Source organism: Streptomyces sp. NPDC008079 (assembly GCF_042957385.1).
GTDB lineage: Bacteria > Actinomycetota > Actinomycetes > Streptomycetales > Streptomycetaceae > Actinacidiphila.
In genome coordinates this window covers 375,607-391,539 of sequence record NZ_JBIBIC010000005.1, presented here as the reverse complement: position 1 = coordinate 391,539, position 15,933 = coordinate 375,607, and the positions used below count along the sequence as shown (strand labels likewise).

10 protein-coding genes are annotated in these 15,933 nt (G+C 74.3%); 8 read left to right on the top strand and 2 right to left on the bottom strand.

Annotated elements, in window-relative coordinates:
• Nucleotides 1-77: 77 nt before the first annotated feature.
• The 5 genes from ACFZAM_RS14960 (at nucleotide 78) to ACFZAM_RS14940 (ending at nucleotide 4,935) form a co-directional block, all read left to right on the top strand.
• Nucleotides 78-923, top strand: a complete 846-nt coding sequence (locus tag ACFZAM_RS14960; protein WP_355342525.1) for a GntR family transcriptional regulator — start codon at nucleotides 78-80, stop codon at nucleotides 921-923.
• On the top strand, nucleotides 920-2,017 hold the full coding sequence (gene nagA, locus ACFZAM_RS14955; RefSeq protein WP_391046087.1) for an N-acetylglucosamine-6-phosphate deacetylase: 1,098 nt from the start codon (nucleotides 920-922) through the stop codon (nucleotides 2,015-2,017). Before ACFZAM_RS14960 ends, nagA begins: the two co-directional genes overlap by 4 nt.
• A complete protein-coding gene (locus tag ACFZAM_RS14950) occupies nucleotides 2,014-2,679 on the top strand; it encodes an N-acetylmannosamine-6-phosphate 2-epimerase (protein WP_391046085.1) in 666 nt (221 codons plus the stop codon). Before nagA ends, ACFZAM_RS14950 begins: the two co-directional genes overlap by 4 nt.
• 162 nt (nucleotides 2,680-2,841) lie before the next feature.
• Nucleotides 2,842-3,711, top strand: a complete 870-nt coding sequence (locus ACFZAM_RS14945; protein WP_391046083.1) for an NAD-dependent epimerase/dehydratase family protein — start codon at nucleotides 2,842-2,844, stop codon at nucleotides 3,709-3,711.
• Between the two features lie 231 nt (nucleotides 3,712-3,942).
• Nucleotides 3,943-4,935: an ATP-binding cassette domain-containing protein gene (locus ACFZAM_RS14940; protein WP_391046208.1), complete on the top strand. Its 993-nt coding sequence runs from the start codon at nucleotides 3,943-3,945 to the stop codon at nucleotides 4,933-4,935.
• Nucleotides 4,936-4,973: 38 nt separating this feature from the next.
• On the opposite strand, the gene ACFZAM_RS14935 is transcribed toward ACFZAM_RS14940, so the two are convergent.
• Nucleotides 4,974-7,808, bottom strand: a complete 2,835-nt coding sequence (locus tag ACFZAM_RS14935; RefSeq protein ID WP_391046081.1) for a hypothetical protein — start codon at nucleotides 7,806-7,808, stop codon at nucleotides 4,974-4,976.
• 209 nt (nucleotides 7,809-8,017) lie between these two features.
• Nucleotides 8,018-11,284, bottom strand: coding sequence for an FtsX-like permease family protein (locus ACFZAM_RS14930; protein WP_391046078.1), 3,267 nt, complete (start codon nucleotides 11,282-11,284; stop codon nucleotides 8,018-8,020).
• Nucleotides 11,285-11,950: 666 nt separating this feature from the next.
• Here ACFZAM_RS14930 and ACFZAM_RS14925 point away from each other — a divergent pair.
• Genes ACFZAM_RS14925 through ACFZAM_RS14915 form a run of 3 tightly spaced genes read left to right on the top strand, consistent with a single transcriptional unit; the run spans nucleotide 11,951 to nucleotide 15,803 of the window.
• Nucleotides 11,951-13,681, top strand: coding sequence for a DUF4331 family protein (locus tag ACFZAM_RS14925; protein ID WP_391046075.1), 1,731 nt, complete (start codon nucleotides 11,951-11,953; stop codon nucleotides 13,679-13,681).
• Complete coding sequence (locus ACFZAM_RS14920) at nucleotides 13,678-14,445, top strand: class F sortase (protein ID WP_391046074.1); 768 nt, start codon at nucleotides 13,678-13,680, stop codon at nucleotides 14,443-14,445. Before ACFZAM_RS14925 ends, ACFZAM_RS14920 begins: the two co-directional genes overlap by 4 nt.
• Nucleotides 14,442-15,803 carry a tetratricopeptide repeat protein gene (locus ACFZAM_RS14915; RefSeq protein WP_391046073.1) on the top strand — a complete coding sequence of 454 codons (1,362 nt, stop codon included), beginning with the start codon at nucleotides 14,442-14,444 and terminating at the stop codon, nucleotides 15,801-15,803. Before ACFZAM_RS14920 ends, ACFZAM_RS14915 begins: the two co-directional genes overlap by 4 nt.
• Nucleotides 15,804-15,933: the final 130 nt, after the last annotated feature.

The following is a 15,933-nucleotide window of genomic DNA, read 5'->3' as shown; positions in this document are numbered from 1 at the left end:
CGGCCGCCTTCGCACCGTGCGACACGGGCTGCTGATTACGTTCATTCCCACCAACTCCACGAGACACAATCGGGGTCATGTCTACTTCGCCAGCACTGCACCGCAAGGTGGCGCAGCACCTCAGGGAACGCATCGAATCGGGTGTGATCGAGCCCGGTTCGAGACTGCCTTCCGAGCGGGTTCTCGCTGAGCAGTTCGACGTCAGCCGGGTCACCGTCCGTCAGGCACTGAAGGATCTGGAGGCGGCCGGCCTGGTCACCGTCGTCATGGGCGCCCGGTGGGTGCGCGGGCAGACGCCCGCGCCGGCCCCGGCCCGGCCCGCGGACCAGGACGAGGCGGAGTCGATCGAGGAGGGCGCCACCGGGCTGGTGAGCTTCTCCGACCTCGCGGAGGCGAACGGCCTGACCTCCAGCTCGAAAGTGCTGAAGTGCCTGACCCGCGCCAGCTCGCTCGACGAGGCGGACCTGCTGGGCGTCGCCCCGGGCGCACCCATCGTCGACCTGGTCCGGCTGCGGTATCTCGACGGCATCCCGACCCTGATCGACTTCTCGCTCATCCCTGAGCAGTTGGCGCCGGGCCTCGGCGACCACGATTTCACCACCGCTTCCCTGTACTCCACGCTCTCCGACGAGTACGGCCTGCACGCGGTCAGAGCCGACTGCGTCATCGAGGCGCGCGGGGCCACCGCCGACATCGCAGAGAACCTCGGCCTTGCTCCGGGCGACCCCGTCCTGGGGATCGTCCAGACCACGTTCGACGAGAACCGCCGGGTCGTGCAGTGGTGCCGCAGCGTCTACCGCGGTGACCGTTACCGCTTCCGCGCCGCCCTCCAGGGCCAGGCCGGCCGCGCGCACCGCCATCAATCCGCCGCAGAGCCGACCGGCCGCGGCCCAGCCCCCCATATAGCGAGGTTGTATCCATGAGAATTTCCGCACGCGGCGCCGTCGTCGCCGGCGCCTGGGTGAAGGGCGACGTCGAGGTCGACGGCGGACGGCTGGTACGCACCGGCCTGCCCTCGACCGGCACGGGGTACGTCCTGCCCGGCCTGGTCGACCTCCAGGTCAACGGTTACGGCGGGGTCGACTTCAACGCGGCCACGGCCGAGGAGTTCGAGCGGGCGCTCGCCGCCCTCACCCGCGACGGCGTCTTCCACGTACAGCCCACCGTCATCACCGACTCCGAGGAGAACGTGGTCCGGCAACTCGGCGTGCTGGACAAGCTCCAGGCGTCCTCGCCTCCCGGCGCAAAGGTCGTCGGCGTGCACGCCGAGGGCCCGTTCCTGTCGCCGCACCACCGGGGCGTGCACCGGCCCGAGTACCTCCGCGACCCCGACATCGGCATCGTGCGACGCTTCCTCGACGCCGGGCCGCTGCGTACGATCACCGTCGCCCCCGAACTGCCGGGCGCGCCGGAGCTGATCGCCTGGGCCGCGGGCCAGGGGGTCATCGTGCAGGCCGGGCACTCGGGCGCCGACGCGGCGACCGCGTACGCCGGTTTCGACGCGGGAGCCCGCGCGGTCACGCACCTGTTCAACGGGATGATCGCGTTCAGCCACCGCGCGCCCGGTATCGCGGGCGCCACGCTCAACCGGGAGGAGGTCGCCATCCAGCTCATCGCCGACGACATCCATCTGGCGCGGGAGACCTCGCTGTTCGCGCTCAAGGCCGCCGAGCACCGCATCATGCTCGTCACCGACGCCGCGTCGCCCGCGGGGGCCGGTGACGGTGTCTTCACCGTGGGCGGTTTCACCGTCGAGGTCACCGACGGGGTGCCGCGCCTGCCCGACGGCACCCTCGCCGGCAGTACGGTGACGCTGCTCCAGCAGGTACGCAAGCTGGTCGAGCACGACTGGCCCGTCGACCGGGCGGTGAACCTGGCCAGCCGCGCGCCCGCCCGCTTCTACGGGCTCACCGGCGCGGGGGAACTCACCCTCGGCGGCCCGGCCGACCTGGTCGTCACCGACGAGGACGTCGCCGTCGAGCGCGTGCTGGTCGCCGGAGAGGAGTTCGCGGCGTGAACATCCTTCCTCGCGGCCTGATCGTCTCGCTCACCCCGTCGCCCCAGTCGCCCTGGCAGAACATCGACGACGTCGTCCGGCTCGCCGCCGCCGCGCAGGCCGGTGGCGCCGTCGCCGTGAAAATGGACGGCCCGGACGCCGTACGCGCGGTGAAGCGCGCGCTCCCCGGCTTCCCCGTGCTCGCCGTGAGCATCGACGGCTCGCACGGCGGGGTCGTCCGCATCACGCCGACGCTCGACCACGCCGCCGCCCTGGTGGACGCCGGGGCCGATGTCGTGGAACTGGAAGCGGACGCGGCGGCGCGCCGACACGACGGCCAGGACCTGGCCGAACTCGTCGCGTCCTTCGTCGCGCTGGGCAAGCCGGTCAAGGCGGGCGTGCCGGGGATCGACGACGCACGCACCGCCGTGGAGGCGGGCGCCGCGATCGTCAGTTCGTCCACGATGGGCTACCCCGCCAAGGCGAACTCCGGGCCCCTGCCCGACCTGGGACTTGTGGCCACCCTCGTCGCCGGTGCCGGGGTGCCGGTCGTCGCCGAGCGCGGCTACTCCACGCCGGACGACGTACGCGCGGCCCTGGCCGCGGGCGCGCACGCCGTCGTGGTCGGCTCGGCCATCGTCGACCCCGTCTGGCTGACCGCCCGCTTCGCGGGCGTGGCCTAGGGCCTGTCCGGCCCCACGCTCCTCGCCTTCGCGGTCCGAACGCCCAAGCCGACCAGCCCCGTTGCCGCCGGGTGACGGCGTCTCTTGTCGAGGCGGGCGCGGCATCGCACGGCGGGTAGGGTGCTTCGGACCGAATCCGCGCGGGGCTGGCAGAATCGGGGTGTGAGCGCCGAGCGGAGGATGCGGGCCCCTGGCGGGGCGGTTGTCGTCACGGGAAGCTCGGGCCGGGTCGGATCGGCCCTGGCCGCGGCCTTCGACGCGGCGGGCCGGGAGGTCCGCGGCGTGGACAGGGTGGCCGGCCGCTGGACGAGCGTCGTCGCCGACCTGCGGGACCCGCGCGAGCGGCGGGCGGCGCTGCGGTCGGCCGACGTCCTGGTCCACACCGCCGCGCTGCACGCCCCGCACGTCGGGCGCGTGGCCGATGAGGAGTTCCGCGCCGTGAACGTCGGCATGACCGCGGAACTCCTCGACGACGCCGCGCGCCTCGGTGTCCGGCGCGTTCTCTACATCAGCAGTACCAGCGTCTACGGCCACGCCCTGGTGCCCGCCGACCGCGCCGTCTGGGTGGACGAGCACCTCACGCCGCTTCCCCGGGACATCTACGACGAGACCAAGCTGGCCGCGGAACGGCTGGTCACCGCCTGCGGCGTCTCCGCGGTCACGCTGCGCATCGCGCGGTGCTTTCCGGAGCCGCTGCCCGTACGCGCCCGCCATCTGCTCCACCGGGCGGTCGACGTGGCCGACGTCGCGGCGGCGGGGGTCCTGGCCGTGACGCGCCCTGAGGTGACCGGCACGTTCAACGTCTCCGGGCCGCACGTATTCCAGCGTGAGGACTGCGTCGCTCTCCACCGCGACGCGGGCGCGGTCCTCGCCGGTCGGGCTCCTGACGTGGTCGAGGCGTTCCGCGACCAGGGGTGGCCGGTGCCGGATCGTCTGGACCGCGTGTACGACTCCACCGCGGCAACGAACGCCTTCGGCTACCGCCCTGTTCGCGGCGTCCGGGAACTCTTGCGGGACGCCCGCGCGGTCTGACAGCACGCTGTCCGATCGACGGCATGCGGATCGTGGCGGATGTGACGCGGGCCGAAGCGGACGCGACGACCTCGGCGACGCTGACCCCTGATCGAGGTCCGGTCCCGCGGACGGCGGCTCCCGGGCGGGTTCGCGCATTACCCTGGCGGCTGTCCGACAGTGGGATTCGCAGACTTCACCTTATCGGGGGACCGCGTGGCAGTTCACCAACAGCCCACCGGGGCAACGGACTTGGCCGAGCTGCGGCGGCGGGCCGTCGCGGCGCCACGACGGGAGGAGGGGCTGGTCGTCTGCGAGAACCTGGTGCGGATCTACCAGACCGAGGGCGTCGAGGTCCAGGCGCTCCAGGGCCTCGATCTCGCCGTGGCCCAGGGCGAGATGATCGCGGTGGTCGGGGCGTCCGGCTCCGGGAAATCCACCCTGCTGGGCATACTCTCCGGCCAGGACGTGCCCACCGCGGGCGCCGCCACGGTCGCCGGACACGACCTGCTGACGATGAAGCGCCGCGAGCGGCTCACCTACCGGCGGGGCACCGTGGGCTTCGTATGGCAGCAGACCTCGCGCAATCTGCTGCCCTACCTCTCGGCGGCCGAGAACGTGATGCTTCCGATGACGTACACCGGGATCAAACGCTCCCAACGCCGGGCGCGGGCCGAGGAATTGCTCGACCTGCTGTCCGTCGGACACTGCCGGGACCGTACGCCCGACACGCTCTCCGGCGGCGAGCAGCAGCGGGTCGCCGTCGCCGTGGCCAACGCCAACGAGCCGCAGGTGCTGTTCGCCGACGAACCCACCGGCGAACTCGACACCGCCACCAGCGACGAGGTGTTCGCGGCGCTGCGCCGGGCCAACGAGGACCTGGGCGTCACCGTGATCGTGGTGACCCACGACGCCCTGGTGTCCGAGCAGGTCCAGCGCACGGTGCGGATCCGCAACGGCCGCACCTCGACCGAGGTGCTGCGCCGGGTCACCACCGGCGAGGACGGCGTCGAGGTGCTCACCGCCGAGGAGTTCGCGGTACTGGACGCCAGCGGGCGGCTGCAACTGCCCGGCCAGTTCACCGAGCGCCTGCACATGCGCAAACGGGTGCGGCTGGCCCTAGAGACCGACCACATCGGCGTATGGCCGGACGAGGCCGCGCGGCGGGCGAAGTCCGCGGCGGAGAGCGCCGCGGGCGCAGGAGACACGGAGGGCGACACGGAGTCCACCGAGAGCGCCCCGTAAGCCCTGCGCTCTACGGCCGCACCCTGAGCCGCGGCCGTTCACGTGAGCCGCAGCACGGCCCCCAGCCGCCGCCGACGCGCGAGGACGGTCTCGGCCGCGGCGGCGACCAGGATCAGCGCGGTCACGGCGACGACGAGGGCGAGCGTCAGCGAGTAGTCGGTGCGCAGGGCCGGTTGCGCCGGGCCGCCGGTGAACTGCCGCAGGTCCAACGCCGGTGCCATGAGCCGCGGTTCGAGCAGCCCGAGCAGCGTGCCGCCCACCGCGGAGGCGACCGCCAGCGGCAGCAGTTGCAGGAAGTGCAGCGCCCCGGCCTCCTTGCCGCCGAGCCCGAGCGTGCGTAGGAACGAGGCGGTGCGACCGCGCTCGTGCGCGGTGAGGGTCAGTTCCAGGGCGAGCGTGAGCAGGCCGGCCAGCGCGGCCAGGATCGACGTGACGGCGTAGGCCGTGTCGAGTCCCCGCGTCAGCCCGTCCGCGCGTAGGGCGCTCAGCGTTTCGGAGCGGACGCGGATCCGGGCCAGCGGCCCGAGCGTCTGAGCCGCCGCCGACCGCAGCGCGGCGGGCGTGGCGGGGGCGGTCCCGTCGGGAGCGCCGCCCTTGAGCAGCATGACGGTGCTCCCCGAGGACTGCTCGGGCATCAGGTGTTCGGCGCCCGCCGTGGTGATCAGCAGCGGCGTCCCGGCGGGAATCCGCGCCGTGACCGGCCCGAGGAGGGGGTCGTGCAGGTCCGCGCCGGTGAGGGTGCCGACCGGCGTGAGAACCAGGTCCACCGGGCGCCGCCCGAGGATCGAGACGCTGGAGGTGAAGCCGCCGGTGCGCTCGCGCGCCCGCAGGTCGGGCGAGAGGAAGGACGGCAGCGGGAGGCGCGCGTCGATCCGGGTTCCCGCCGGGGTGGCCAGCCCGGACAGCAGGGCGGTGGCCAGCGGCGACTTCGGTGCGACGGCCGCCAGTTGCCGGGGGTCCACGGTGATCACGGCGACCTGCGTGATCAGCGCGCCGTCGACCTGTCCCACCAGGTCGAGGGTGTGCAGATGCTGGACGACGGTCCGTATGCCCTCGCCTGCGCCGGTCCCCGGCGCGGCGGTCCCGGTCGTGGCCCCGTTCGCGGTCCCGGCCACGATCGCGCTCGCGTCCGCGCCGGTGGTCCAGTCCGCGCCCGCGGCCAGGCCGTCGCCGATCGTGCGCTGTACGAGGCCGCCGAACACGGCCGTCCCCAAGGTCAGGACCAGGACGAACAGCGCCAGCCCGGTCGCCGGGGCGTCGTGGGCGGCCCGTGCCGCCCCGATGAAGCCGACCGCTCCCCGGGCGCGCCGGGTCCGCCGCAGCACCACGCGCAGCGCGAGCGGGGAGATCCGCAGCAGGAGCAGCACGACGGCCAGCGCCACCAGCACCGGCACCGCGCCCAGAATCCCGTCGGGCCCCTGCGAACGCAGCGCGGCCACGCCCGCCGCCGTCGCGAGCAGCACCGTCAGCTCCAGGATTACGCGGCGGCCGGTGACAGCGCGGCGGCGCGAGCGCCGCGGTCGGCCGGGCCTGCGCGGCTCGCGGACCGCGAGCCACGTCATCAGCGGCACCGTCACCATCACGACCGCGGCGGCGAGCGCGGCGGGCACCGGCTGCGGCGATCCTGACGTGCCGCCGGGAGCCAGGGCCCGACCGGCCGCCCAGCCGAGCGCAGCGCCGATCAGCACCACCGGCCAGGCCACGGCGCAGCGCAGCAGCACCAGCCGCGCGGTGGACGCGCCCCGCGCGCGCTGCAACCGCAGGTGCGCCCGCCGTCGGCGCAGCAACAGCCGTACGGCGACGGCCACGGTCGCCAGCGCGACGGCGGCCAGCGCGTCGACGGCGTACATCGCCAGCGCCCTGGCCTGATGGTCCTGAGCGGTGAACTCGGCGAGCAGCGGCGTCAGGAAGTCGGTCACCAGCAGGGACCCGGTGGCCTGACCGCGTACGTGGCAGCTGATGTCGCCGGAGATCCAGTCGGTTCCCTGGCACAGGGCGGCACTCAGGTCCGCGCCGTAGTGGGACAGCGGCCCGGCCAGCGCGCGGGCCTGGTCGAGCGCCGCTCCCGACAGGTCGGCCCGCAACTGCCAGGTCACCCGGGGCCCGACGACCCCGGCCCCTGCGAGAAGGTCGGCGGCGTCGAGGCCGACGAGGCCGCTGACGGCGAGCACCGTGCCGGCGGAGCGCTCCGCCGGGTAGCGCGTCGGCTGGTCCAACGACGCCCGCCCGGCCCAGAAGCCGTCGGCCGCGGCCGTGGTGCGGTAGACCCCGCTGACCAGCAGGTCGACCTGGGGCGGCGCGTTCCCCACCGCGGGCGTCCTGGCGAATTCCAGCGTCAGTCGGCTCCCGGTCGTGACGCCCAGGGCCCGCGCCGTGGCCTGCGACAACCCGATCTGGGGCGCGGTGCCCAGCGGTGTGCGGTCGGCCGGGGCGCGGCCGCTGACGTAGCGCAGATGGGCCCGCGCGGACGGCAGGTAGCTGAGGGCCAGCTTGGTAGCGGTGTTCGCGGGGCCGGGAGGCGGCGGTGCGACCAGGGACGCCGGGTTGTAGTCGTAACCGCCGCCGACGGATGTCAGGCGGCGCGCGCCGGTGCCGCTGAGCTGCTCGGTGAAGGTGCTTCCCGCGCCCAGCAGGGTGGCCATGTCCACCGCGGGCGGGTCGGTGTCGAAGACCTCCGGAGTGGCGCTGACGCTGATCAGCGGCGCCTCGGCCTGCGCCGCCGCGACGCGCTGCCGCAGCGCCCGGTCCTCCTGGCGGCCCACGACGGCCGGGGCCCAGGCGCACAGCGCCGTCAACACGATCACCATGACCGTCAGGCAGACCAGCAGCGGGAGGTCGCCGCGGGTCTCCTGACGTATCAGGCGCAGTGTCACCGAGGCGCCCGTACCGCCCGGCCGCCTCACCGCCGTGTCCGCTCCCGCCGATCCCGTCTCTGTCGTGCCCGTTGCCCCACGTCCCTTTCCGGTCATGCCCGTTCGTTCGGCTCGCGTCTCCGCCCCGTCCGTTGCCCCACGTCCGTTGTCCCCCGCGCCCGTTCCCTCGGCTGGTGTCCGCCGTCCCGCGCGGTCGCGTCCGGCCCGGCTCATCGGTCCTCACCCGCTCGCAGCACGCGTACGAGGTCCACCCGGGCCAGCAGCCGGGCGAGCGCCAGCACGATCGCGCTGATGGCCACAGCGGTCGCCACCGCCGTCAGCGTCACGGTGCCCCACGGAGTGACGTTCGGCAGCGGGGGATACGGGGCGTGGCCGCTGTCGTCCACGGTGACCAGCGGCAGCACCGCCGAGGCCAGGGCCATGCCCATCAGCGCGCCCGGCACCACCGCGAACAGCGCCAGACTCAGCTGCTCGGCGCCCAACAGCGCGTACAGGCCGGTGGACCGGACGCCGATCGCCCGCAGCAGCGCGAATTCCTTGCGGCGCTGCCGGGTGGAGACCACCGCGTGCACGGTGAAGGCGATGACGGCGAAAGCGGGGGCCAGGTAGCGGACGAGTTCCAGCACCCGGCGCAGCCCGGCGCGGAACGGGTCGTCGCGCAGTGCCGCCGCGGTCCGTTCCGCTGTCGTGACCCGGCCCAGCGCGGGCCGCGCCTCGGCGGCCGCGGCCGTACGCGCGCTGTCGGTGCTGCTGATCCACCAGAACGCGGGATCCTCCTGGTCGACTCCGGCCACGGTCATCGCGGCGGCGAGCTGGCGCTGATCGGCGATCAGATGCCCCTGCCCGCGGCCCAGTCCCGGCAGCGAGTCGACCAGGCCCACGATCGTCGCGGTGATCCGGCCGCCGCCCAGATCCAGTGTGGTGGTGCTGCCCACGCTCAGGCGCGTGTCGCGCAGGGCCGCGGCGTCGGCGCGTACCGGGAGCGGCGCAGGACGGCCGGCCGGGCCCGCCACGAGGCGCACCTGGCTGCCGGGCCGGGTCTCGTAGTCGCTGTCGGCCAGGCCGCCGAAGGCGTCTCCGGTCGCGGTCGAGGCCCTGACGCCGGTGCTGACGGTGGTCCTGAGCACCTCGGAGCGGCCCGGGGTGATCGCGCACACCCCGGGAGTGCCCGGACTGTAGTCGCCCGCCGGTTTGCCTTCGCAGGCCCCGGCGGTGGCGTCGGAGGCGTGGGTCGTACCGTCGGCCCAGACCTGGCCGCCGGGAAGGCCGGTGACCCACGTGTCCGCGCTGCCCCGCGCGCCGACCCGGATCAGCTCCAGGTCGAGCCGCGCGGGCCGCGCGTTCGGCTGCGGCAGGACGTTCACGGCGGTCACCGTCAGCGGATACGCCCGCGGGTGGCCGTCGCTCAGCGCCACGTCGAGGGGGACCACGACGGTGTGCCGGGCGCCGTCGGCGGCGGGCAGGCGGGTCGCCAGCGTACTGACGAGGCCGGACGCGTCCTGCACGGTCAACTCCAGATTCGGCGCCGCGCGGCTGCCGTCGCTGCGCAGCCGCTCGTCCAGCAGCAGCGCGGTCGGACGGCCGGGGAGCGGCACCCCGAAGACGGCCGGTGACGGGGTGGGGGGAGCGGGCCCGCCGACCGTGCCGACCAGGCCCTCGGTGGCGTCGCCCGGCAAATTCACCGTCGACTGCGTCACCGGGGCCACGGCGGTCACCGCGGGCAGCGCGCGATAGGCGGCGCCCAGTACGGACGAGGGGTAGCCGCCGTCCGCCGACGGCTGGACGCGTACGTCCGCGCCGACGGTGAACGCGGCCTGCTCGGACGCCAGTCCGCCCAGACAGGCCAGCGCGGTGGTCGCGAAGGCGCTCACGGACACGGCCAGGCACATCAGGACGACCGGTCCCGCGTTGCGCGCGGCCCGGCGGCTCAACTGCCAGCCCGCCAGCGCGAGGGCCAGGCCCCGGCTGCGACGGCCGAACGCGTCCAGGAGCAGGGAGGTCAGCGGCAGCAGGCGCAGCAGCAGGAGGGCGGCGGCCCCGGCCACCAGGGCGGGCACCAGGACCAGCACCGGGTCCGCGCCCGCGCCGCCCGTGCCGACGTCGGCGATCAGCGAATGGTGCCGCCGCAGCTCCAGATAGCCCAGGGCCGCGACGGCCAGCAGCGCCAGGTCGGCGCCCAGCCGCTGGGCGGCGGCGCGTACACCGCGGGCCGGCCGGGACCGCGTCGAGCGCAGGACGGGCAGCAGCACCGCCGCCGCGTGCACCAGCAGGGTCAGGCCCACCGCGGCCCACGCGGCGGCTCCCCGGCTGCCCGGACGCAGCAGCCCGGCCAGAAACGGCGCGACGGCCGCGGCCGGAACGCCGGTGACCGCCCACTCGGCCGCCGCCGCGCGCAGCAGTCGCGGGGTGCCCGCGCCCCTGGCCTGCTGGAGTGCCAGTTCGTCGCGCCGGTGCTCGGTGAGCTGGCGGGCGGCCAGTACCAGGGTGGCCAGGGCGAGGACCGCCAGCAGCACGCTCGGCAGGTACAGCGAGGACCGGGCCGCCACCATCGGCACCGCCAGGCCGTCGATCGCGCCCGGCAGCCCCGAGGCCACCGTCAGGTCGTCCAGAGCGGGCTGCCGTCCGCCGAACACCGACACGCGGCTCGCGCTGCCGGAGAAGGCGCGCATCCGGTCGTGCAATCCGGGGAGGCTGTCGGCGTCGATCCGGGCGAAGTCCGGCTGCATACTCCAGTGGGCCGTCAGATGGCTGTTCAGGACGACGCTCCCGTTGAGAGCCGACGGCGAGACCACGAGCAGGTCCTGGCTGGCGGTCTCGTCCGCCGTCACGTCGCCGGCCATCGCGGGCCAGAATCCGACGGGGCCGGTCGGCCGGAAGACGCCGGTGATCCGCAGCGTCATGGAGTGCCTGAAGCCGTCGCGCACCTGGAGGCGGGAACCGGCGGTGACTCCCAGCCGCCTGGCCAGCGCGTCCGGCAGCGCCGCGTCGACCGGGGCGGTGGACCCGGCGGCGATCCGTACGTCGGGCAGCGAGGTGAAGGCGCTCGCCGTCGCGTCCGCTGTGCCGGCCGGCCACCGTCCGGCGACCAACTGCCCGAATCTGCCCGCGTCCTGGACGGCGACCGGGTGCAATCCGGTTCCCCCGGGGCCGCGCGGCGGGCCCGTGACCCCGTCGATCCCCGTCACCGAGACCGGTGAAGACCCCAGCAGCCCCACATAGGTGTGCTGCGGCACCCCGGCGAACGTCCGGTCGGCGGCGGCCCGTACATCCCGGTCGGCGACGGCCATGCCTCCGGCGCGGAAGGGCGCGTTGACGGTCACCTGCGCGTCGAGGTCGGCGGCCAACCGCCGTACGGCGCCCGCCTGTACCGAACTCCCGGCCAGCGCCGCCAGTGCGGCCAGCGCCGTCGCGCACAGCAGGACGGTCACGGCGACGGCGGCCAGCACCAGCCCGTGCTGCGTGGCCTGCCGTACCACCGTGGGGAGCCGCCGTCGGGCCGGTCCCGGGACTCCCGGGCGTCGTCGCGACGACGACGTGAAGGCCGTGGCGACCACATGAACCCCCGCGTTATCGAACATGTGACGGTGACGGCGCGTCACAGTCCTACCAGGGCATCCCCCAACGGGGCAAGCAGAGGCCCGGCGCGGGCCTGTGGGGAGGCCCGGCGCGGGGCCTACAGGGAGGCCGAATCCCGGCCCCGGCGGCGCGGGCGGGGCCGCGCGCGTACCCGATGGGCCGACCCCGCACCTGTCACGGGCGCGCACTCACTCGGGCGGCTCACCGCTGCCACCGGGGTGGCGCACAGGGCCGGGGCGCGGAGGGAGGCAGCCCCGGCTCCGGAGCCCGCTGTCGCCCCGTCACCACCGCCGCCCCTGGCCCGAGTACCGGCGAATCCAGGTTTGTTGACCGTGGTGGCCCACAGCGAGAACCCTTCTGCCGCATTTCGGACCTGGCGCGTTGCAGGCCCCCTCGGCGCATGGTGCTTTATGCGTAGCTTAAGCCTCATATCGGACTTGCTCGGTGCCGTCGCCGTCACCGTACGGCGCGGCCATCGAGGTTCCGTTCAGGGCTGAGCCGTCCCCGCTCTGCGCCGTCCCGCCCCCAGCCGGGGGGCGGCGGCCCCGCCTGGAAACGGATGGTCCATGCAGTCTTCCCACCCGCCCCGCCGCACGGCGGCCCGCGCCGCCGAACGCTCACTCGCCACCGCCGGCCTGCTGGCCCTGGTGTCCTCCGTCGTCCTGACCGGTCTGACGCCCGGTGTCAGCTCCGCCTCCAGCCACCGCGAGGCGCCGCTGATCGCCGGGGACCCCAAGGCGGACAACACCGACGTCTACGCCTTCACCAGCCCGGACAACCCCGACACCGTGACCCTGGTGGCGAACTGGATCCCGTTCGAGGAGCCCAACGGCGGCCCGAACTTCTACCCGTTCGCCAACGACGCCCACTACAACATCAAGATCGACGCGGACGGCGACGGCAAGGCCGACACCACGTACACCTGGTCCTTCACCGACCACTACCGGGACGAAGCCAACCAGTTCCTGTACAACACCGGGGTCGTGAAGTCGCTGGACGACACCACCTTGAACTTCCGTCAGACGTACACGCTGACGGTGACCGACGCGGAGGGCAACACCAAGACGCTCCTCAAGGACGCGCCCGCGGCCCCCTCCAACGTCGGCAAGGCGTCGATGCCGGACTATGCCTCACTGCGCAAGGAGGCCACCGTCGCCCTCCCCGACGGCGGCCAGACCTACGCCGGGCAGGCGTCCGACCCGTTCTTCCTCGACCTGCGGGTCTTCGACCTGCTGTACGGCGGCAACCTCAAGGAGACCGGCCACAACACGCTCGCCGGTTACAACGTCAACACCATCGCCCTCCAGGTGCCCAAGTCCGCGCTGGCGCTGAAGGGGGACGCCACCCGCAACCCCGTCATCGGCGTCTGGTCCACCACCGACCGGCAGGGCGCGGCGGTCGCCGCGCCGTCCGGCAAGGGCGACGAGGGCATGGCGTCCCACGGCGCGGAGGGTGCCAGGGGAGCCGGGGGCGCCGGGAAAACCGCGGGCGCCGCGGACTCGCAGGACGAGGGCAAGGGCGGCCCGCCGATGCCCGACAAGGGCGGCGAGACGGGCTGGCACCAGGTCTCGCGCCTCGGCAACCCGCTGGTCAACGAGGTCGTCGTCCCGCTGAAGTACAAGGACGCCTTCAACACCCTCAACCCGGACCAGGACCACACCGTGCAGCCGGTCGTCGACAAGGTCCTGGACCCGATCGTGCCCAAGCTCATCCAGAGCATCTACGGCGTCCCGGCGCCCGCCACCCCCCGCAAGGACCTCGCCGAGATCTTCCTGTCCGGAATCTGCAAGGCGTGCGGACCGGTCCAGGCCGACCTCAACTCGCAGTTGCTCAACGCCGACGTGGACAAGGCGAAGTTCACACCGTCCGAGGAACTGCGGCTGAACATGGCCGTCGCGCCCTCCGCCAACCCCAACCGGCTCGGCGTCCTCGGCCAGGACCTGGCCGGCTTCCCCAACGGCCGGCGGCTCAACGACGACGTCGTCGACATCGAGCTCCAGGCGCTGGAAGGCGCGGCGGAGACCGGAAAGATCGTGCCCGCGCTGGCCGCGGGCGACGCCGTCGACACCCCCTACCGCCAGCCCGGTTCGACCTTCCCGTACGTGGCGCTGCCCAACACCGCCGCGGTCAACCAGGCCGACTCGCTGCACCCCGACGGCGGCGTGGGCGCCGGCTTCGGCGGCACCGCGTTCCACGGCGGCTTCCCCGCCGTTCCGGTGACGGCCCTGGGCGGCGGCGCCCTGCTGGCCACCGCCGGACTCCTGGCGCTGCGCCGCAGGCGCGCCGACCGGGTGTGACCGCCCCCGCCACCTCGGGCCGCCCGGCCTCCGCACCGGAGGCCGGGCGGCTGCGGCGCGCCCTCAGGTTCCGCCCCGCCCGGCCCTGGCGCCTGATCACCGCGCTGGGCGTCCTCGCCGGTCTGGGCATGATGACGGCGGGCGGCTGCGCGCTGCTCACCGCCCGGCCGCCGAAGACCACGCAGGTCGACGTCGGCACGCTGCCGGTCCCCGCGACCGCCGGGGGCCACGCCGCCGCCGTCGCCCCCGCGGCGCCCGCCGCACGGCCGGTCCGGATCCGTATCCCCGGCATCGGCCTCGACCACCCCCTGATCGGCCTCCAGGTCCAGCAGGACGGCCACCTCGGCGTGCCCGAGGACCCCGGCCAGGTCGGCTGGTGGAGCGACGGCCCGCGCCCCGGCGACCCGGGCGCCGCCATCGTCGTCGGCCACGTCGACTCCCTCACCGGCCCGGCCGCCTTCTACGGACTGTCCACGCTGCGCCCCGGCGACCGGATCACCGTCGACCGCGCCGACCACAGCCACCTGGACTTCACCGTGCGGGCGCTGCGGCAGTACGAGAAGGACGCGTTCCCCGACGACCAGGTCTACGCGACCGCCGGTCCGCCCACGCTGCGGCTGATCACCTGCGGCGGCGCGTACGCGGGACCCGAGGGCGGCGGCTATCTCGACAACGTCGTCGTTTACGCCACGCCCGCCGACCCGGAGCCGCCGCGCCCGTCCCCCCACGCCACCCCCAAGACCCCCCATCGGAGCGGGAATTGACTACGTCCGTCCGCCGGAGCCCCCGGCGTCATCTGCTGTCCGCCGCCGTCACCACCGTCCTCGGCGTGGGCCTCTTCCTCGCCGGCGGCCTCGGCCTCGCCCCCTGGCCGGTGACGGGCGCCGACCGCGCCGCGGGTCCCACGGGCGAGGCCGGGGCTCCGGCGGCCGGCGCGGACCCGCTCGCCCAGGACATCAACGGCATCCAGGCCCACCTGCGGCAGAGCCCGCGCGACGCCGTCGCGCTCGGCACCCTCGGCCTCGACTACGTCCAGCAGGCCAAGAACACTGCCGACCCGACGTACTACCCCAAGGCGGAAGCCGTCCTGAAGCGCTCGCTGTCGGTGGACGCCACGGACAACTTCACCGCGATGGGCGGCATGGCCGCCCTGGAAGCCGGGCGGCACGATTTCCGCCGGGCGCTCACCTGGTCGCGCAAGGCGGTGGCCGTCAATCCGTACAACTCGTCCCTGTACGGCACCCTGGCCGACGCCCTCACCCAGCTCGGCCGTTACGACGAGGCCGCCGACGCCGTACAGCGCATGGTCGACCTCAGGCCCGGCGCGCCCTCGCTGGCGCGCGCGTCGTACGTCGCCGAACTGCGCGGCGACATCGACACGGCCAGAACCGACATGCGCCGCGCCCTCCAGGACTCCGCGGGCCCGGCCGACCAGGCGTTCGCCCACTACTACCTCGGCGAACTCGCCTTCAACAACGGCGATCCGGCCACCGAGCTGACCGAGGCCGCCGCCGGTCTGCGCGTCGCGCCGACCTACACCTCGCTGTTCCAGGCCAAGGCCAGGGCCGAGGCCGCGCTCGGCAGGACCGACGCCGCCCTCGCTGACCTCAACCGGGCCGTCCAGCGGGTACCGCAGCCCGAGTACGTGCTCCAGCTCGGCGAGCTGTACCAGTCCCTCGGCCGCACCGCGCAGGCCGACGAGCAGTACCAGCTCTTCCGCGCCGAGCAGAAGCTCTTCGCCGCCAACGGCGTCTCCCTCGACTCCGACGCGGCCCTCTTCGAAGCCGACCACGGCGACGCCGCGCAGGCCCTCGCCATCGCCCGCCGGGGCATCGAGTCCCGCCCCTTCATGGACACCCACGACGCCCTGGCCTGGGCCCTGCACGCCAACGGCCGCGACCGCGAAGCCCTCGCCGAGAGCGACCTGGCCCTCGCCCAGGGCACCCGCAACGCCCTGTTCCGCTACCACCGCGGCATGATCGAACGGTCCCTCGGCGACACCGCGGCGGCCCGCACGGACCTCGCGACCGCCCTGTCCGTCAACCCCCACTTCAGCCCCCTGGCCGCCCCCAAGGCCCGCGCGGCCCTGACCGCCCTGACCGGCCCGTCCCGGCGCACCTGACCGTCGCGGAGTCCCGGTCCTCGGCGGCTGGGCCGGGCACCGGGGCGTTCGCGCTTCTTGACGGGGGTTCGGGTGGCGTGCCACGGTGAGGATATTACTTAGGGATGTTAAGTGATTCCTCGAGGAGCCG

What these genes read in the sequence shown, in the direction of transcription:
- ACFZAM_RS14960 (WP_355342525.1), top strand. Translation starts at nt 78, where the DNA reads ATGTCTACTTCGCCAGCACTGCACCGCAAGGTGGCGCAGCACCTCAGG.
- nagA (WP_391046087.1), top strand. Translation starts at nt 920, where the DNA reads ATGAGAATTTCCGCACGCGGCGCCGTCGTCGCCGGCGCCTGGGTGAAG.
- ACFZAM_RS14925 (WP_391046075.1), top strand. Translation starts at nt 11,951, where the DNA reads ATGCAGTCTTCCCACCCGCCCCGCCGCACGGCGGCCCGCGCCGCCGAA.